Source organism: Streptomyces sp. T12, assembly GCF_028736035.1.
GTDB lineage: Bacteria > Actinomycetota > Actinomycetes > Streptomycetales > Streptomycetaceae > Streptomyces.
In genome coordinates, this window is the sequence record NZ_CP117866.1 from 7016261 (window position 1) to 7035021 (window position 18761).

The 18761-nt window shown below is 71.6% G+C and carries 18 protein-coding genes; 12 read left to right on the plus strand and 6 right to left on the minus strand.

Annotation, left to right across the window (positions count from 1 at the left end):
- Window positions 1-22 precede the first annotated feature (22 nt).
- Window positions 23-2143 (minus strand): S9 family peptidase, encoded by a 2121-nt coding sequence (locus PBV52_RS31765; protein ID WP_274242996.1) that lies wholly within the window; start codon window positions 2141-2143, stop codon window positions 23-25.
- Window positions 2144-2320: 177 nt separating this feature from the next.
- Here PBV52_RS31765 and PBV52_RS31770 point away from each other — a divergent pair, with 177 nt between their 5' ends.
- The 8 genes from PBV52_RS31770 to PBV52_RS31805 all read left to right on the plus strand — a co-directional run bounded on the left by PBV52_RS31770 (window position 2321) and on the right by PBV52_RS31805 (window position 10001).
- Entirely contained in the window at window positions 2321-2515 is a 195-nt protein-coding gene (locus PBV52_RS31770) for a hypothetical protein (protein WP_019755516.1), read from the plus strand.
- Window positions 2516-2561: 46 nt separating this feature from the next.
- Complete coding sequence (mshB, locus tag PBV52_RS31775) at window positions 2562-3425, plus strand: N-acetyl-1-D-myo-inositol-2-amino-2-deoxy-alpha-D-glucopyranoside deacetylase (protein ID WP_274243000.1); 864 nt, start codon at window positions 2562-2564, stop codon at window positions 3423-3425.
- Complete coding sequence (locus PBV52_RS31780; protein ID WP_274243001.1) at window positions 3422-3823, plus strand: DUF6113 family protein; 402 nt, start codon at window positions 3422-3424, stop codon at window positions 3821-3823. Before mshB ends, PBV52_RS31780 begins: the two co-directional genes overlap by 4 nt.
- Window positions 3824-3982: 159 nt before the next feature.
- Complete coding sequence (locus PBV52_RS31785) at window positions 3983-6442, plus strand: hypothetical protein (RefSeq protein ID WP_274243002.1); 2460 nt, start codon at window positions 3983-3985, stop codon at window positions 6440-6442.
- A gap of 127 nt (window positions 6443-6569) precedes the next feature.
- A complete protein-coding gene (locus PBV52_RS31790; RefSeq protein WP_274243003.1) occupies window positions 6570-7475 on the plus strand; it encodes an ABC transporter ATP-binding protein in 906 nt (301 codons plus the stop codon).
- Window positions 7472-8212, plus strand: a complete 741-nt coding sequence (locus PBV52_RS31795) for an ABC transporter permease (RefSeq protein ID WP_274243006.1) — start codon at window positions 7472-7474, stop codon at window positions 8210-8212. Before PBV52_RS31790 ends, PBV52_RS31795 begins: the two co-directional genes overlap by 4 nt.
- The gene (locus tag PBV52_RS31800) at window positions 8209-9390 is read left to right on the plus strand and encodes a sensor histidine kinase (protein ID WP_274243008.1); all 1182 of its coding nucleotides are present in this window, start codon (window positions 8209-8211) and stop codon (window positions 9388-9390) included. Before PBV52_RS31795 ends, PBV52_RS31800 begins: the two co-directional genes overlap by 4 nt.
- Complete coding sequence (locus PBV52_RS31805; protein ID WP_274243010.1) at window positions 9387-10001, plus strand: response regulator transcription factor; 615 nt, start codon at window positions 9387-9389, stop codon at window positions 9999-10001. The genes PBV52_RS31800 and PBV52_RS31805 overlap by 4 nt, the downstream gene beginning before the upstream one ends.
- Here PBV52_RS31805 and PBV52_RS31810 read toward each other — a convergent pair whose 3' ends face one another.
- Together PBV52_RS31810 and PBV52_RS31815 are read right to left on the minus strand one after the other, a co-directional pair.
- Complete coding sequence (locus PBV52_RS31810; protein WP_274243011.1) at window positions 10002-10853, minus strand: transglutaminase-like domain-containing protein; 852 nt, start codon at window positions 10851-10853, stop codon at window positions 10002-10004.
- 32 nt (window positions 10854-10885) lie between these two features.
- The gene (locus tag PBV52_RS31815) at window positions 10886-11917 is read right to left on the minus strand and encodes a GNAT family N-acetyltransferase (RefSeq protein ID WP_274243012.1); all 1032 of its coding nucleotides are present in this window, start codon (window positions 11915-11917) and stop codon (window positions 10886-10888) included.
- 140 nt (window positions 11918-12057) lie between these two features.
- Here PBV52_RS31815 and fdxA point away from each other — a divergent pair, with 140 nt between their 5' ends.
- Both fdxA and PBV52_RS31825 read left to right on the plus strand, forming a co-directional pair.
- Window positions 12058-12378, plus strand: coding sequence for a ferredoxin (gene fdxA / locus PBV52_RS31820; protein ID WP_007495984.1), 321 nt, complete (start codon window positions 12058-12060; stop codon window positions 12376-12378).
- Window positions 12379-12521: 143 nt separating this feature from the next.
- Window positions 12522-13616 carry a bifunctional succinyldiaminopimelate transaminase/glutamate-prephenate aminotransferase gene (locus PBV52_RS31825; RefSeq protein ID WP_274243013.1) on the plus strand — a complete coding sequence of 365 codons (1095 nt, stop codon included), beginning with the start codon at window positions 12522-12524 and terminating at the stop codon, window positions 13614-13616.
- Between the two features lie 106 nt (window positions 13617-13722).
- On the opposite strand, the gene PBV52_RS31830 is transcribed toward PBV52_RS31825, so the two are convergent.
- Complete coding sequence (locus PBV52_RS31830; RefSeq protein WP_274243014.1) at window positions 13723-14199, minus strand: ATP-binding protein; 477 nt, start codon at window positions 14197-14199, stop codon at window positions 13723-13725.
- Between the two features lie 395 nt (window positions 14200-14594).
- A complete protein-coding gene (locus PBV52_RS31835) occupies window positions 14595-15584 on the minus strand; it encodes a heavy metal transporter (protein WP_274243015.1) in 990 nt (329 codons plus the stop codon).
- An 85-nt stretch (window positions 15585-15669) separates the two neighbouring features.
- Between PBV52_RS31835 and dapE the strand changes: the two genes are divergently transcribed.
- Window positions 15670-16749, plus strand: a complete 1080-nt coding sequence (gene dapE, locus PBV52_RS31840) for a succinyl-diaminopimelate desuccinylase (RefSeq protein WP_274243016.1) — start codon at window positions 15670-15672, stop codon at window positions 16747-16749.
- A gap of 146 nt (window positions 16750-16895) precedes the next feature.
- Entirely contained in the window at window positions 16896-17654 is a 759-nt protein-coding gene (locus PBV52_RS31845; protein ID WP_274243017.1) for a TIGR00730 family Rossman fold protein, read from the plus strand.
- 125 nt (window positions 17655-17779) lie between these two features.
- On the opposite strand, the gene folP is transcribed toward PBV52_RS31845, so the two are convergent.
- Complete coding sequence (gene folP, locus PBV52_RS31850) at window positions 17780-18640, minus strand: dihydropteroate synthase (RefSeq protein ID WP_274243019.1); 861 nt, start codon at window positions 18638-18640, stop codon at window positions 17780-17782.
- Between the last annotated feature and the right edge of the window lie 121 nt (window positions 18641-18761).

Below are 18761 nucleotides of genomic sequence, written 5' to 3' on the forward strand. Positions count from 1 at the left end.
CCGCGGGGTCAGTTCCACGGGGTCAGTTCAGCCCGAGCGACCTCTTCAAGAAGTCGAGCTGGAGCAGCAGCAGGTTCTCCGCGACCTCTTCCTGCGGAGTCATATGGGTCACGCCGGACAGCGGCAGCACCTCGTGCGGGCGGCCCGCGGCGAGCAGGGCCGAGGACAGGCGCAGTGAGTGGGCGACCACCACGTTGTCGTCCGCCAGCCCGTGGACGATCATCATCGGGCGGGCCGGCTCGGCCGGGTCCACCAGGCCGGCGTCGTCGATCAGCGAGTTGCGCCGGTAGACCTCGGGCTGCTCCTCGGGGTGCCCGACGTAACGCTCCTGGTAGTGGGTGTCGTACAGGCGCAGATCGGTGACCGGGGCGCCGACCACCGCCGCGTGGAAGACGTCCGGGCGGCGCAGCACCGCGAGCCCCGCCAGATAGCCGCCGAAGGACCAGCCGCGGATGGCCACGCGGGTCAGGTCGAGCGGGAACCGCTCGGCGAGCGCCTGGAGCGCGTCGACCTGGTCCTGCACCACGACCGCCGCGATCTCGTCCTTGACCGCCTTCTCCCACGCGGGCGAGCGCCCCGGCGTACCGCGCCCGTCCGCGACGACCACCGCGAACCCCTGGTCGGCGAACCACTGCGAGGTCAGGTACGCGTTGTGCGCGGCGACCACCCTGGAGGCGTGCGGTCCCCCGTAAGGATCCAGCAAAACCGGAAGCGGGGTGTCACCGGCGTAGTCCCGAGGCATAAGCACGGCGCACGGGATGCGACGTGCGCCCCCTTCGGTGAGGGTGATGCGCGGGGTCAAACCGGGATCTTCGGCATACGACCGCACCGTCGCCGTCTGCTTGCCGTCACGCAGGACCTGGACCCGGGACCCGGGCCGGCCGAGGGTGTGCGATGCCAGCACGGTCACGCCCCCGGCCCGCACCGCGGAGTGCACGCCGGGCTCCTGCGACACGCGCTCCACGCCGAGCTCGTTCACTCGGTACACGTGCACTTCACCGATCTCGGCATCGGTCGCGGCCTCACCCGCCGATGCCGAGACGAGCACGTCGTCGTCGGAGACGTCCAGCACCGCCCGGACGTGCAACTGCGGTCCCGTCAGCGGGCGTTCGCCTACCGTGAGCACCCGCGCGCCGCCCTCGTCGGCGATGCGCACCAGCTGCCCGGAAGGGCTCCAGCAGGGCACGCCAGGGAAAAGTTCCAGCCATTGTGGATCTTCGTCGGCGTGCACCATCCGGGTCGCCCCGGTCGCCGGGTCCACGGCCAGGAACAGCTGGCTGCGCTGGTCCCGCGCCTGGACGAGCAGCAGCGGCGCACCCGCCGCTGACCAGTGCACTCGTGCCAGATAGGGGTACCGCGCCCGGTCCCACGCCACCTCCGTGCGCAACCCGTCCAGGCCGATCACGAACAGCCGTACGTCCGCGTTCTCGGTCCCCGCCGCCGGATACGCCACCTGCTGCGGCTCACGCTCCGGACGTGCGGGATCGGAGATCCACCACCGCCGCACCGGCGTGTCGTCCACGCGGGCCACCAGCAGCCGGTCCGACTCCGGACCCCACCAAAAGCCCCGGTAGCGCGCCATCTCCTCGGCGGCGATGAACTCGGCGAGCCCGTAGGTGACCCCCTCCGCCTCCGGCTCGGCGAGCGCACGGTCGCCCTCGCCCTCGGCGCCCACCACCCGCAGGGCGCCCTGCGCGACGTAGGCGATGTGCCGTCCGTCGGGGGAGGGGCGCGGGTCGATCACCGGCCCGGGGACCCGGATTTCGCGTGCTGTGCCGGCCCGCAGCTCGGCCGTGAAAAGCCGCCCTGACAAGGCAAAAGACGCCAACTCCACGGCGCTGTCGGTGGCGTGGCCGACGATGCCGGCGCCGGCCTCACGGCTGCGCTCGCGCCGTGCCCGCTCCTCGGGCGAGAGGTCTTCCGAGGCGCCGCCCAGCAGGGCGCGCGGGTCGGCCGCCACGCGCTCCCCGCCGTCCATCGTGTCGAGCACCCACAGTGAACTCGCCGGATCCGCACCGGAGGTGGAGCGCAGGAACACGACACGGGAACCGTCGGGCGCCACCGCGAACGCGCGCGGCGCGCCGAACGTGAACCTCTGGGTGCGGGCATGCCGTCGGGGGAAGGAGACAGGCTCGGTCGTCATGCCCCGACCATATTGGCCAGTGCGCCCCCTTGTGCGGCTGTGCGCCGATCGATGCGCACGTACGGATAGTTATGATCACTAGCGCATAGTGGGTATGAACCTGCTGGCTGCTGCATGGATTTATCTGCCCCCATAGTCCGACCCCCCCGCCCCTGGGATTCTTGGAGGTGAGCCGCCGTGGCACTCTCGATTTCGGCGGTGGTGCTGCTGGCGATCATCGTCTTCCTGCTGATCAAGAAATCAGGGCTGAAGGCCGGCCATGCGGTTGTCTGCATGCTGCTCGGGTTCTACCTGGCGTCCTCGACCGTCGCGCCCACCATCAGTGAGCTGACGACGAACATCGCGGGCATGATCGGCAGCATCAAGTTCTGAGCCGCGCCGGGCGGCACTGTCGGTGTGGCCTCGTAGGGTGGGGCCCATGACGGAACTGCCCGACCGGCGTCTGCTCCTGGTGCACGCGCACCCGGACGACGAGTCGATCAACAACGGCGCGACCATGGCCAAGTACGCGGCCGAGGGTGCGCACGTGACCCTGGTCACCTGCACCCTCGGCGAGCACGGCGAGGTCATTCCCCCCGAGCTTCAGCACCTGACGGGGGCAGACCTCGGCGAACACCGCCTGGGCGAGCTCACCGCCGCGATGCGCGAGCTCGGCGTCGAGGACTTCCGTCTCCTCGGTGCGAAGGGTCGCTATGAGGACTCGGGGATGATGGGCCTCGCCGACAACGACGACCCGGCCGGCCTCTGGCAGGCGGACCTCGACGACGCGGCCCGGGCCCTCGTCGAGGTGATCCTGGAGGTACGCCCCCAGGTCCTCGTCACCTACGACCCCGACGGCGGCTACGGCCACCCGGACCACATCCAGGCCCACCGCATCGCCATGCGCGCGGCCGAGCTGGCCGCCGATGCCGGGTGGGAGATCTCCAAGATCTACTGGAACCGCGTCCCGCGCACGGTCGCCGAGGAAGCCTTCGCCCGGCTTCAGGCGGATCTGCCCGGGTTGCCGTTCAGCAAGGCCGCCACCGTGGACGACGTACCGGGCGTCGTCGACGACGAGCGGATCACCACCGTGATCGACGGCACCGCGTACGCCGCCGCCAAGGCCGCCGCGATGCGGGCGCACGCCACGCAGATCGACGTGGCCGAGCTGTACTTCGCGCTCTCCAACGAACTCGCGCAACCCCTCTTCACCACCGAGTACTACGAGTTGGTGCGCGGGGAGCGGGCGGCGGACGAGGAGTCCGATCTGTTCGCCGGTGTGACCGTCGGGGAGGCGTCATGAGCTCGATGCTCGCCCAGCCGCTGAAGCGGCCTTCCGGCCTGCGGGCCCTCGCCTACCTCGGGCTGTTCGTGCTCGGCGCGGTGGTCGGTGTGGCCGGGGCGCTGGTGCAGCCCGCGTGGTTCCCGGGCGGCCTGTTGCTGGCGCTGGCCGGCGAGGCCGGGCTGTGTCTGGGCGGTGGCTGGGCGGCGGGCAGCCGCGCCGGGGCCGTCGCGCCCGCCGGCGGCTGGATGATCGCCGTCATTCTGCTCACCGCCAGCCGCCCGGAAGGCGACTTCTTGTTCGGCACGGGCGCTGCCTCCTACCTCTTCCTGCTCGGCGGTATGGCTGTGGCTGTGATCTGCGCCACCCTCGCGCCGGTGCGGCAACCAGGCGACGACCGCGTCCGACTTGGCAAGTGACGTACCACTTCTCCATGCCGCACTCGTGCGAGTCCCGTGTGGGTTTCCCAGGCGGTCGTGGGATACGGGCCGGAGGTGGCCAGTATGGTGGTGCGCGCCGCCGAGCCGTCCGAAGCAATGAGGTCGAACAGGCGGTGGAGCCAACCGGGAGAACCTGCCTTGAGTCGTGAAACTGACACTCCGTCCTCCGGGCCCAACGGGCGCGGCGGAGCCGCATACCCCTCGGGCACGCCGCCGTACGGGACCCCCATGGCTTCCGACAGCGGTACGGGCGCGGGCCGTTCGGCCGCGCAGCCGGAGGAACGCAAGACCGAGACCACGCTGACGACCCGGATCCGGATCAACATCCCCGGGTCGCGGCCCATCCCGCCGGTCGTCGTGCGCAAGCCCGTCGCCGAAGCCGAGGGCGCCGGGGACAGCGCGGACACCGAGACGTCGGCGCCGTCCGCCGCCACGTCCATGTCCACGGGCACTGTCGAGCCCCCGGCCGACGCCGCCCCGCAGCCGGGTGAGAAGACGAGCGACTGGTTCGCGCCGCGCAAGTCCGGCGCGCCCAAGGGCGGTCAGGGCGGCCCGCCCTCCAACGGGGCAGGTCTGCCCGGCGGTTCGGGCCCCGGTGCGAGCGGTCCCGGTGGCGCCGGTGCCGGTGCGCCCGGTGCGCGCCCGGGTACCGGTGCCGGGCGGCCCGGTGGTGTCGTCGGCGCGATGAACGTGCCCGGCGGCGCACGCCCCGGCGGTACGAACGGCGCCGGCCTCCCCGGTGCGACCGGCGGTCCGGTGGCTCCCGGGCACGGCGGAGGCACCGGTTCCTTCGACGTCACCGAGGCACTGGCGGCGGGCCCGATGGGCAACGGCAACGGTTCCCGCCCGGGTGGCGAGGCGCGCCGCGACGACCTGCCGTACTTCTCGGAGGACGGGAACGGCGGCCCGAGCGGTCAGAACGGATACGGCGCCCAGGGCGGCCCGAACGGCCAGAACGGTTACGGTGCCCAGGGCGGCCCGAACGGCTTCGACGGTTCCGCCGACTTCAACGGCCTGAACGACTTCAACGGCCCCAGCGACTTCGGAGGCCCGAACGACTTCAACGGCCCCAGCGACTTCGGCGGCCCGAACGACTTCGGCGGCCCGAACGACTTCGGCGGCCCGAAAGGCCGTGGTGGCCAGGGCGGCCCGCAGGGTCCCACGGGCCCGACGACCGGTCCGGTCACCGGCGACGGTCCGGCGGTGCCCCCGGTCGCGGGCGGCGGGCAGGGCGGCCGCGGTGGGCCCGGCGGTCCGGGTGGCCCGGGTGGTTCCGGTGTGCCCGGCATCTCCACCGGCCCGAGTCGGCCCGGCGGACCCGGCAGCGGCCCGGCGGGCCCCGGCGGTCCCGGCGGCCCGGGTGGCCCCGCCGGCGCCCTCCACACCCCGGGCCATGGCCCCGGCGGCGGTCTGAGCGACGACACCGCGATCCTCACCCCGCAGAAACCGGCCCCCGAGCCCGGCACCCCGCACTACGGCGGCGTCGCCGACAACGTCTCCGGCCACACCGTCACCAGCGGCATCCCCGTCGTACCCTCCGGCGCCCAGAGCGGCCCCTTCGGCCCGGGTGCCACCGACGCACCGGCGCCGCACACGCCTCCGAAGCTGCCCGAGCCGGGCTCGTCGAACGCGTCGGCCTCCCGCGCGCCCAAGAAGAAGGGCCGCAGCAAGCTGCCGCTGCTCGTCGGCGGAGTGATCGTCCTCGCCGGTGGCGTCTACGGCGCCGGCCTGCTGATGAACCACTCCGACGTGCCCAAGGGCACCACCGTGCTCGGCGTCGACATCGGCGGCGGCACCCGCGACGACGCGGTCAAGAAGCTCAACGACGCCTTCGACAAGCGGGTCGGCCAGCCGCTGAAGCTGTCGGTGGACGGCAAGACCGTCACCCTCGCGCCGGACAAGGCCGGGCTGCAGTTCGACATGCAGCAGACGGTCAGCGCGGCCGCGACCAGCGACTACAACCCGGTCTCGGTCATCGGCTCGCTCTTCGGCAACCACCGGACCGTGGACCCGGTCATGCCCATCGACGAGGAGAAGCTGCACGCGGCCCTGGAGGACGTCTCCGGCGGCTCCGGCTCCGTGACCGAGGGCACGATCAAGTTCGAGTCCGGCAAGGCCGTCGCCGTCTACGGCAAGGCGGGCAGGGGCATCGACGTCGCCCAGTCCACCGAGGCGGTCGAGGAGGCCTACCGCACCCAGGTGGAGACCGGCACCACCGACCCGGTGACCGTCCCGACGACCACGCAGCAGCCGACGGTCTCGAACGCCGAGGTCGACCGGATGATGAAGGAGTTCGCTCAGCCGGCGATGTCGGCCCCCGTGACGCTCAAGGCGGACGGGGCGAGTCCCCTCCTGATGAGCCCGGAGAAGTCCCTGTGGAAGTTCCTCCGAGTCAAGGCGGTAGGCGGCAAGCTCGTCGAAGCCCCTGACCTGAACGCACTGAAGGAGCTCTACGGCGGCGCGTTCGACGGCGTGCTCATCACCCGGGGCAACGGCAAGAAGACGGCGGTCACGCCACAGGACGTCTACGTCGCCCTTGCCGAGGCACTGAAGAGCAAGACCAACCGCGTGGCCGTCATCGAGACGAACCCCAGCTAGCGCACGGCCGCTGAGAGAGGGCACCCGGTGCACGCCGGGTGCCCTCTCGTCGTATGACATCTGTCATCCGGCACTCAGGATCGCCGACACTGCCGGGGCACCGGCCCGCGCGGCCACCCTGGAGCACATGACAACGACAGTGGTCGGATTCGACCAGGTGAGCAAGAGCTACGGGAGCGTACGGGCCGTCGACGGGCTGACGCTCACGCTGTACCCGGGACAGACCGTGGCCCTGCTGGGCCCGAACGGGGCCGGCAAGTCGACGACGCTCGACCTGCTGCTCGGCCTGAAGCAGCCCGACAGCGGCACGGTGCGGCTCTTCGGCACCGGTCCGCGCGAGGCCATCGTCGCCGGGCGGGTGGGCGCCATGCTGCAGAGCGGCGGACTGATGGACGAGGTCACCGTCGCCGAACTGGTGCGGCTCGCCTGTGACCTGCACCCGAGGCCGTACAAGGTCTCCGACGTACTGTCCCGCGCGGGCGTCACACAGATCGCCGACCGCAAGGTCAACAAGCTCTCCGGCGGCCAGGCCCAGCGCGTCCGCTTCGCCCTCGCCACCGCCGGCGACAGCGACCTGATCGTCCTGGACGAGCCCACCACCGGCATGGACGTCACCACCCGCCAGGCCTTCTGGGCCACCATGCGCGAACAGGCCGACCAGGGCCGTACGGTCCTCTTCGCCACCCACTACCTGGAGGAGGCCGACGCCATCGCCGACCGGGTGCTGGTGCTGCACCGCGGCCGGCTGCTGGCCGACGGCACGGCGGCCGAGATCAAGGCGAAGGCGGGGGTGCGCAGGATCTCCTTCGACCTGTCCGACGGCCCGGTCGACGAGGCCTCCCTGCGGGCACTGCCCTTCCTGACCCGGCTCGACGTATCCGGCCACACGGTCCGCATCCAGTCCGCCGACGCCGACGCCACCGTCCACGCCCTCTACGGCGGCGGCCTCTACCCCCGCAACCTCGAAGTCGCCGGGCTCGGCCTGGAGCAGGCGTTCGTGGCCATCACCGAGGCCGAGGAGGCCCGTACATGAACAGTCTGATCAGGCTCGAACTGACCCGCGCCCTGCGCAACCGCAAGTTCCTGTTCTTCTCCGTGCTGTACCCGGCGCTGCTCTTCCTGCTCATCGCGGGCAACGCCGACAGCACCTCGAAGGTCGACGGGACGGGTCTGACCCTGCCGACCTACATGATGGTCTCCATGGCCTCCTTCGGCGCCCTCACCGCCGTCCTGATGGGCAACAGCGAGCGCATCGCCAAGGAGCGGGAGGGCGGCTGGGTACGGCAGTTGCGGCTGACGACGCTGCCCGGGCACGGCTATGTCCTCGCGAAGACGGCCGGTGCGGCCGTGGTGAGCCTGCCGTCGATCGTGGTCGTCTTCGTCGTCGCCGCGGTCGTGAAGGACGTACGCCTGGACGCCTGGCAATGGCTCGCCCTCACCGGCGCGATCTGGGCCGGCAGCCTCGTCTTCGCCGCGCTCGGCGTGGCCCTCGGCTACCTCGCGAGCGGGGACGCGGTCCGCCCGATCACGATGATCACCTACTTCGGGCTGTCCATCCTCGGCGGCCTGTGGATGCCGACCACGTCCTTCCCGGCCTGGCTGCAGGACATCGCCGACTGGGTGCCCACGCACGCGTACGCTGCCCTGGGGCAGGCGATCGAACAGAGCCAGGCCCCTCATGCCAAGGACATCGCCGTCCTCGCCGTCTTCTTCGCCCTGTTCACCGGCGGCGCGGCCTGGCTGTACCGGAAGGACACGTTGAAGGCGTGAGCGGCGTCGGCATCGGGCAGCGCCCGCAGAACCGCAGGCAGAAGGTCGTCAAGGTCCTCTGGATCGGGATCTGGCTCGCCTACCTGAGCGCGCCGGTGGGCGACCTGCTGCACGGAGGGCACAGCGACGGCGTCGTCGTCCTCGGCTGGATCGGCCTGGTCGCCTTCGTCGCCTGGTACCTCGCCCTGATCTTCCGCACCGGACGCGGTGAGACCGACGGCGTGGTGCTCGGCTCGCTGGCCGTCCTGGCCACCCAGTCGACCGTCCTCGCCCTCACCCTGGGCCGCGAGTGGCTCGTCCTGTTCGTGTACGTGGCGATCTGCTCCGGCGCCGCCCTGCCGTTCCGCCTCGCCCGCTGGACCATCCCGGCCGTGTCCGTCCTGCTGACCGGGGTCGCCTTCGCGGTCCCCGGCGGCACGTCGTTCCTGGCCTCGCTGCTCTTCCCGGCCCTCCTCGGCGGCTTCTCCATGACCGGCGTACGCGAGCTCATCCGCACGACCATAGAGCTGCGCGAGGCCCGCGCCACGGTCGCCCAACTGGCCGCGAACGAGGAACGCTTGCGCCTCGCCCGCGACCTGCACGACCTCCTGGGCCACTCCCTCTCGCTGATCACACTGAAGAGCGAGCTCGCGGGCCGTATGCTCCCGGCACACCCCGACAAGGCGGCCCAGCAGGTCGCCGACATCGAACAGGTCAGCCGCCAGGCCCTGGTCGACGTACGGGAGGCGGTGTCGGGCTACCGCCGCCCCCGCCTGTCCGCCGAACTGGCGGGCGCCAAGGTCGCGTTGACGGCAGCCGGAATCACCGCCGAACTGCCCGCCGAACCGGACCTCACCGGCGTCCCCCAGCCCAGCGAGACGGCGGTGGCCTGGGCGCTGCGCGAGGCGGTCACCAACGTCGTACGCCACAGCGGCGCCCGGCGCTGCACGGTGGAACTCCTGCGCCGCCAGACCCTCGACGGCCCCGTCCTGGAACTCTCCGTCGAGGACGACGGCTCGGGCGACCAGGGCGGCGGCCCCGGCAACGGCCTGGCGGGCCTTACGGAACGGCTGGCCAAGGAGGGCGGCACCCTGGAGGCGGGCGGGACCCGGCGCGGCTTCCGCCTGACCGCCCGTGTCCCGGCGGCCGGGGCCGGGTCGGCCGACCCGGCCCCGGCGGACGTAGGATCCCCGTCATGAGCCAGACGATCAAGGTTCTCCTGGCCGAGGACCAGTCGATGGTCCGCGAGGCCCTGGCCGCCCTCCTCGGCCTGGAGGACGACATCGAGGTCGTCGCCCAGGTGGCCCGCGGCGACGAGGTCCTGCCGGCGGCCCGTGAGCACGCCGTGGACGTGGCGCTCCTGGACATCGAGATGCCGGGCGCGACGGGCATCGAGGCGGCGGCGCTCCTCCACGCGGAGCTCCCGGCCGTGAAGCTGGTCATCCTCACCACCTTCGGCCGCCCCGGCTACCTGCGCAGCGCGATGGAGTCGGGCGCCGACGCCTTCCTGGTCAAGGACGCCCCGGCGGCCCAACTGGCCGAGGCGGTACGGAAGGTCCTGGCGGGGGAGCGGGTCATCGACCCGACGCTGGCCGCGGCGGCCCTGGCGGAAGGAGCCAACCCGCTGACGGACCGCGAGCGGGAGATCCTGCGAGCGGCGGAGGACGGCTCCACGAACGCCGAGCTGGCGGCGACCCTGCACCTGTCCCAGGGAACGGTCCGCAACTACCTCTCGACGGCAATCCAGAAGCTGGCGGTACGCAACAGGGCGGAAGCGGTACGGATCGCCCGGGAAAAGGGCTGGCTGTAGTCAGTTCAACATCGCCCGAGCTGCCCGAGCCTGCCCCCGCACCTTCTCCGCGGCGGCAAGATCAACGCCGGCCACCACGTCGGCATACGCCTCCAACTCCGCGGCCCCGTCGACGAAGTCACCCCGCTGCACCAGCAACTGCGCCCGATCGAACCGCAACCGAGCCGGATGCGACGGCAGCAGCAACGACAACTCCACCGCCCACAGGGCCACATCCGTCCGCTCGGGCCGGGTCGCGGCCCACGCCCGGATGTTGTTCAGGATCCGCACCACCACGTCCAGCGGATCCGCCGGCGAAAGCATGGACGGCTGCAGCGGCGCCCCCGTGGCCCCCGCCACCAACAACTCCGCATCGCTCCCCGTCAACACCCGCCCCCCGTCGAACGGGTCGGCGAGCACCTGCTCATCGGTCGGCCCGAAGCCCACCACGAAGTGACCGGGCAGCGCGACCCCGTACACCGGAGCCCCCGCCCGCCGCGCGACCTCCATCCACACCACCGACAACAGAATCGGCAGCCCCCTGCGCCGCCGCAGCACCTGATGCAGCAACGACGATTCCAGCCGCCGATAGTCAGCGGCGGAGCCGCGAAACCCGTACCGCTCCCCGAGCAGCTCCCGCAGAGCGACCGCCCACGAGCGCGGCCCGCCGGGGCGGAACGGCAGCTGCCCCGCCAGGGCGTCCAGTTCCACCTGTGCCGCGTCCATGCCCGCCTCGTCCAGCGCCCCGTCCGCCTCGGCTCCCACCAGCAGACACAGCGTGGACAGATCGGGCCGCTCGGACCGCGCCTCTTCGGCGAACCGCCGCCGCAGCTCGGCGGAGCGTTCGGGCGGTGGGGGGTAGGGGGGACGCATAGCTGGCTCGTGCCCTTCCACGGCGATCGGTACTACCGCCCGGCGCCGGTCGTGCCCGGCGATTCCGGCTCGCGATAGTGGTGGTACGCGTGATGCGCGGCGAACCCCATCCCGGCGTACATCTCCCGCGCGCCCACGTTCTCCTCCTCGACCTGCAGCCACGCCGCCGACGCCCCCTCGTCGAGGGCCCGCCCGGCCAGCGCGGCCATCACCCGGGTCGCCAGCCCCCGCCGCCGCAGCGCCGGATCCACCTCGACGGCGGCGAACCCGGCCCACCGCCCGTCCACGACACACCGCCCGATGGCGGCGGGCGCCCCGCCGCCCTCACCGGGCACCGTCGCGAACCACACCGACGGCCCGCTCTCCAGCACCTTCAGGGCCACCTCACTCACCCCCTTGCGCTGATACCGCGCAAGCCAAGCCTCGTCCGCCTTCCGGGACAGCACCACCCCGGCCACCTCGTCCGGCTCGCCCCGGTCGGCGATCGGCGCCAACGCCCCGATCCACATCCCGGCGGACACCTCCCGCACCCACCCCAGCCGCTCCAGCTCCGCGCACAGCAGCTCCTGCGTGCCCTCGGCCCCGGTCGTGGTCTGGACGTACGCGGGAAGCCCACGGTCGCCGTACCAGCGCCGTACGACGTCGAGCGCGGCCGGCAGCGGTATCCCGGGGTCGCCGAGCGGCAGCACCGAGTTGGCCCGCCGGGTGAACCCGGACGCGGCCCGCAGCTCCCACTCGCCGAGCCGCTCGCTCTCCACCGGCCGCCACGCGCGCGTGGCGACATGCGCGAGCTCCTCGTACGAGGCGGCGGGCCCCCGGCGCCGGGCTGGAGCGGCGGGCACCACCTTGCCCGCCACCAGCGACGCTTCCGGAATGCGGACGGTCTCGCCACTCTTCTTTGTGATCCGCAGCACATCGTCATCCCATGATGCGAGAACACCCACCGTGTCGGTGAACTTCTCACCCTCGGCCGCAAGATCGTTCAGGCGGCGTACGGAGACTCGTTTACCCACGTCAGCAGCGGTGATGCGGACCTCAAGGCGCCCCGTCGCAGAGATTTCCACAGGTCAGTTCACCCCTCCTGTTCGGATCATGCCCAAGAACGGAGATACTAGGGGCGGGCATCGACGACGCCGCGCTCCCGCGCGCCAGGCGGCGGAGCCTGAGGAGGCCCGCCAGCGCCCTATCGAGGAGGAACGACAGCGTGACCTACGTCATCGCGCAGCCTTGTGTCGACGTCAAGGACAAGGCGTGCATCGAGGAGTGCCCGGTCGACTGCATCTACGAGGGCCAGCGGTCCTTGTACATCCACCCGGACGAATGCGTCGACTGTGGTGCCTGTGAGCCGGTATGCCCGGTCGAGGCGATCTTCTACGAGGACGACACTCCGGAGGAGTGGAAGGACTACTACAAGGCGAACGTCGAGTTCTTCGACGAACTCGGCTCGCCCGGCGGCGCCAGCAAGCTGGGTCTGATCGAGCGCGACCACCCGTTCGTCGCCGCGCTCCCGCCGCAGGCCGAGTAATCCCCACCGGCGACCCGCACAGCGTGCCGCCTCGGTCCCGTACGGCCTGATCGCCTTGATCGCCGTACGGGACCGAGGCGTTGCCGTATCCGGCATGAGCAGTGGCAGTACCAGCGGCTGTACCAGAAAGTGAGCCAGATCCCGTGTCCGCAGTCTCCGACCGCCTTCCGACCTTCCCCTGGGACAAGCTGGAGCCGTACAAGAAGACGGCCGCCGCGCATCCGGACGGCATCGTCGACCTCTCCGTCGGCACGCCGGTCGACCCGGTCCCCGAGCTGATCCAGAAGGCCCTGATCGACGCGGCGGACTCCCCGGGCTATCCGACGGTCTGGGGCACCCCGGCACTGCGTGACGCGATCACGGGCTGGGTGGAGCGCCGCCTGGGCGCCCGCGAGGTCACCCACCGCCACGTCCTGCCCATCGTCGGCTCCAAGGAACTGGTCGCCTGGCTCCCCACCCAGCTGGGCCTCGGCCCCGGCGACAAGGTGGCCTACCCGCGGCTGGCCTACCCGACGTACGAGGTGGGCGCCCGCCTCGCCCGCGCCGAGTACGAGGTCTACGACGACCCGACGGAGCTGGACCCGCGGGGCCTGAAGCTGCTCTGGCTGAACTCCCCGTCCAACCCCACGGGCAAGGTCCTCGCCAAGTCGGACCTGACCCGGATCGTCGCCTGGGCCCGCGAACACGGCGTCCTGCTCTTCTCCGACGAGTGCTACCTGGAGCTGGGCTGGGAGGCCGACCCGGTCTCGGTCCTGCACCCGGACGTGAACGGCGGCTCGTACGAGGGCATCGTCGCGGTCCACAGCCTCTCCAAGCGCTCGAACCTGGCGGGGTACCGCGCCGCGTTCCTGGCCGGCGATCCGGACGTCCTCGGTCCCCTCCTGCAGATCCGCAAGCACGGCGGCATGATGACGTCGGCGCCGACCCAGGCGGCGGTGATCGCGGCCCTCGGCGACGACGAACACGTCCGCGTCCAGCGCGACCGCTACGCGGCCCGCCGCGAGGCCCTCCGCGGGGCCCTGGAAGCCCACGGCTTCCGCATCGAGCACAGCGAGGCCAGCCTCTACCTCTGGGCCACGCGAGACGAGTCCTGCTGGACCACGGTCTCCCACCTGGCCGAGCTCGGCATCCTGGTGGCTCCGGGCGACTTCTACGGCGAGGCGGGCGGCCGGCACGTACGCGTGGCGTTCACGGCGACGGACGAGCGCGTGAGGACGGCGGTGGAACGCCTGTCGTAACGGCGGCCCCTGCCGACGTAGGACAGGCAAAAACCGACGGGGCCCAGGGAAGTCCCTGGACCCCGTCGGCGGGTCAAGCCAGGCGCAGCCGAACGGCAGCGGACCGTCAGCCGAGGGGAAGCGCCTGCACCGGCAGCGAGCCGGTCGACGGCACGCCGCTCGTCGTGGCCACGCCCGCCGTGTCACCGAGAACGCTGCCGACCGACCCGGCCACGCCGCCCGCGGTCTCCTGTGCAGCGGGCGTCGCCTTCTTCGCGACCTTGCTGCCGGCCTTGGTCGCGGTCGGCACCGCCTTCTTCGCGGCCTTGCTGCCGGTCTTGGTCACCTTGTCGCCGGCCTTCTTCGCGGTCGGCAGCGCGCCGTCGACCGCGGTGTCGACGGCGCCACCCGCGAGCCCGGTGGCGTTCGTGGCCGCGCCGTCGACGACGCTCGCGCCGTCCAGGGCGGTCAGCCCGCCGACCTTCGAGGCGTCGGGCAGTTCAGGGGCCGCGCTGGCGGAGCCGGCCGCACCGACCCCGGCAGCCGCTCCCGCAGCGACGAGCAGCGCGGCACGGGCGATCCGGCGGGTCAGGGGGAGGGACATGATGCTCCTTCGACGGTTATGTCGGATCAGGACGATGAAATGTCCGACCACGCCCGGCAGTTGACCGACTGGCTGTTGATCTCCGGGCTCGGACGCAGTGACTACCGCTCGAAGCCCCTGAAGGTTGCGGCGCGCCAATGTAAAGAGTTGGCAATGCGTCGCATTATCGCCTGCGGATAAAAACGGGCAAACGGAGCCGCGCCCGAAACCCTGCCGAATCCTTACAGCCCTTTGTTCTCAAGGCTTTTGACGGATACGAGAGTGACCGCGCGAAAACCTGCCCACGCCGCCGCCGACCGACACCTCGGGTAACCCGCGAGGGTGATCCTCCGAACGGCCGCACGGGTGCTGCGCGAGTACGGCTGAGCCGACTGCTGAGTCAGCTGCTGGGCCGACTACTGAGCCGTGACGATGCGGACCGCGTCCAGACCGCTCTCCGCCCCCGAGGCACTCTCCGAGGCGCCCTCCGTGGCCATCGCACGCCACTGGCTGTCGGTGTTCCCGGCGGTCCACTCCCGCCCGGCATACGACACCCGCTGGATGTGCAGATCGGAGGCGTTGGCCACGGCCCAGTGGGCCAGCTGCCACCCGCGCTCGCGGACACTGCGCCCGGCGCCGGACCCCCCGTCGGCGGTCACGGGCAGTACGACGGTCCGCCCGTCGCTCTCGATCGCGGAAGGAGCGGGCGTGGGCGTGGCCTTCTCGGCGCCCACCTCCGCGGCGGCCGACTGAAGCGCGTCCTGCCCGAAGTCCCGTACGAGCGCGGCCCGTACGGCGTCAGGACCCGCGGTCCGCGTGGCGCCGGGACGCCCCTCGCAGGTCAGTGTCGCGGCCGAACGCCCGGTGAGCGCGGCGGCGAGCAGCGTCGCGTCCGGCTCGTGCTTGGCGTACGCCTCAGGAAAGCCGCTGCGCTGCACGCGCTGCGCGGCGACGGTGAGCGGCAGCTCCGTGTAACCGCGGACCTTGACCAGGTGCTCGTAGAAGATGCCCGACGAGTAGATCGGGTCCTGGATCTCCTGCTCGGTGCCCCAGCCCTGCGAGGGCCGCTGCTGGAACAGGCCCAGCGAGTCGCGGTCGCCGTGGCTGATGTTGCGCAGTCCCGACTCCTGCAGCGCGGTGGCGAGCGCGATGGTCACGGCCCGCTCGGGCAGCCCGCGGCCGGTGCCGACGGCGGCGATCGTCGCCGCGTTCACCGCCTGCTCCGGCGTGAACGCGTATCTCGATCCGTCGCCCCTGCCCGAGACGACCTCGCAGCCCGGCTCGCCCGTGCCTCCGGTGACGTACTGCACCGCGAGATACCCCGCGACGGCGAGCAGGACCACGAAGGCCGCCCCGCGACGCAGGAGGCGGCCACGACGTTTGGGAGAGGGGGACGGCTTCGGCACGCCCTACAAGGTAGCCGAGGTTACTGGGGGGTATGGGTCGAGTGGGGAAAGTGGGCCCGCGACCGGGGGCGTTAGGGTCGGCACCATGGCCGACACCTCCCTTGACCTCACGCTGGACGCCGCGCGGCTCACCGCGCAGCTCGTCGACTTCCCCTCCGTCAGCGGCGCCGAGCAACCCCTCGCGGACGCCATCGAGACGGCCCTGCGCGCCCTGCCGCATCTGACGGTCGAGCGGTACGGCAACAACGTCGTGGCGCGTACGAACCTGGGGCGGCCCGAGCGCGTGATCCTCGCCGGCCACATCGACACGGTGCCCATCGCGGACAACGTCCCGTCGAGGCTGGACGAGGACGGCGTCCTGTGGGGCTGCGGCACCTGCGACATGAAGTCGGGCGTCGCGGTCCAGCTGCGCATCGCGGCGACGGTCCCGGCCCCGAACCGCGACCTCACCTTCGTCTTCTACGACAACGAAGAGGTGACCGCGGACCTCAACGGCCTCAAGCATGTGTCCGAGGCCCGCCTCGAGTGGCTGGAGGGCGATTTCGCGGTGCTCCTGGAGCCGTCGGACGGCGAGGTCGAGGGCGGCTGCCAGGGCACGCTCAGGGTCCTGCTCAAGACCAAGGGCGAGCGCGCCCACTCCGCGCGCAGCTGGATGGGCTCGAACGCGATCCACGCGGCGGCGCCGATCCTGGCGAGGCTGGCGTCGTACGAACCCCGTTACCCGGTGATCGACGGCCTGGAGTACCGGGAGGGCCTGAACGCGGTCGGCATCTCGGGCGGCGTGGCGGGCAACGTCATCCCCGACGAATGCGTCGTGACCGTCAACTTCCGCTACGCGCCGGACCGTACGGAGGAGGAGGCCGTCGCGCACGTCCGCGAGGTCTTCGCCGACTGCGGGGTCGAGGAGTTCGTGGTGGACGACCACAGCGGCGGCGCGCTGCCGGGGCTGTCCCACCCGGCGGCAGCGGCGTTCATGGAGGCGGTCGGAGGGATTGCTCGCCCCAAGTACGGCTGGACGGACGTCTCCCGCTTCTCGTCCCTGGGCATCCCGGCGGTCAACTACGGCCCCGGCAACCCGCACTTGGCGCACAAGCGGGACGAACGGGTGGAGACCGGGAAGATCCTGGCGGGGGAGGAGCGGCTGAGGGCGTGGCTCACGGCGTAGCACCGCGGTGACGGGCGGGGGTGGGGAGTGCGGGGAGGGCGCTTTATGGCGGTCATGCTCACGTCCCCCGTCCGTAACCCGCGTGGATCTACGCTGAGGTGGAACGACCTGCAACACCAGCAGGCCCCGCAGTGGAGGGAGCGCACATGGCTACCGGCAACCCCGAGGGGAAGAAGCAGCCACCGTCGGAGCAGCGTCTGGGCCCGGTTCTCCGGAGGCGGGACCAGGTGACGGCGAGTACGACCGACCAGCGACTGCTGGACGCGGGCGGCCCCTCGGACTGGGTCCACACGGACCCCTGGCGCGTCCTCCGTATCCAGTCGGAGTTCATCGAGGGCTTCGGCACGCTCGCCGAACTCCCGGCGGCGATCAGTGTGTTCGGCTCGGCGCGTACACCGGTCGACTCTTCCGAGTACGACGCCGGAGTCCGGCTCGGCCGAGGCCTGGTCGATGCGGGCTTCGCGGTGATCACGGGCGGTGGCCCCGGCGCCATGGAGGCGGCGAACAAGGGCGCGTGCGAGGCGGGCGGCATCTCGGTCGGCCTCGGCATCGAGCTCCCCTTCGAGCAGGGCCTCAACCCCTACGTCGACATCGGGCTGAACTTCCGGTACTTCTTCGTCCGCAAGATGATGTTCGTCAAGTACGCCCAGGGCTTCGTGGTCCTCCCCGGCGGCCTCGGCACCCTCGACGAACTCTTCGAGGCCCTCACCCTGGTCCAGACCCAGAAGGTCACCCGCTTCCCGATCGTCCTGTTCGGCAGCGAGTACTGGGGCGGCCTCGTCGACTGGCTCAAGAACACGCTGATTGCCCAGGGCAAGGCTTCGGAGAAGGACCTGCTCCTGTTCCACGTCACGGACGACGTGGAGGAGGCGGTGGCGCTGGTGTCGAAGGAGGCGGGGCGCTAGCGCTGGGCTTGAGCCGATGAGTAAAAGGGTGCGGCCCCTTGGGCAACTGTCCCAGGGGGCGGAGCCGAAGGGGCGGCAGCCCCTGGGGATGGGACGGGTAGGGGCGGCGGGGGCGAGGAAAGCCGTCAGGCCAACCCCCGCCGCGCCGCCGCCGGCGGCCGGTGCCCCGCGATCGACGCCACCATGTCCAGGACCTGCCGAGTCTCCGCCACCTCATGGACCCGGTACACCTGCGCCCCCAGCCACGCCGACACCGCAGTCGTAGCCAACGTCCCCACCACCCGCTCCTTCACAGGCTTGTCCAGCGTCTCCCCGACGAAGTCCTTGTTGGAGAGGGACACCAGCACCGGCCACCCCGTCTCCACCATCTCCCCCAACCGCCGAGTCGCCTCAAGACTGTGCCGCGTGTTCTTCCCGAAGTCGTGCCCGGGATCGATCAGGATCGACTCCCGCGGCACCCCCAGCGCCAACGCCCGCTCGGCCAACCCCACCGTCACCCGAAGAATGTCGGCCATGACGTCGTCGTACGTCACCCGATGCGGCCGAGTCCGAGGCTCGGCACCTCCCGCATGCGTGCACACCAGCCCCACCCCGTACCGCGCAGCGACCTCCGCCAGCCCCGGATCCACCCCACCCCACGCGTCGTTCAGCAGATCCGCCCCCGCCTCGCACACCGCCACACCGACCTCGGCCCGCCAGGTGTCCACACTGATCACGACGTCCGGGAAACGCCGCCGCACCTCGGCCACGAACCCGACCGTCCGCCGCGCCTCCTCCTCGGCGGTCACCTCTTCCCCCGGCCCGGCCTTGACCCCACCGATGTCGATGATGGCCGCCCCTTCCGCCACCGCCTGCTCCACGCGCGCGAGGGCGGGCTCGTCGCGGAACGTCGCCCCTTGGTCGTAGAAGGAGTCCGGGGTCCGGTTCACGATCGCCATGATCACCGGCTCGTGCGTGTCGAACTCACGCCTGCCCAGCCTGAGCATCCCCTGTGACCTCTCCTAGTACGTCCTGGCAAGTCGTCGGCCTTCGGCCGCCTGTGACCCTAACTGTCAGAGTCGCATGGCACGATCGGACCCTGACACACTCGACCGCTCGCATTCACCG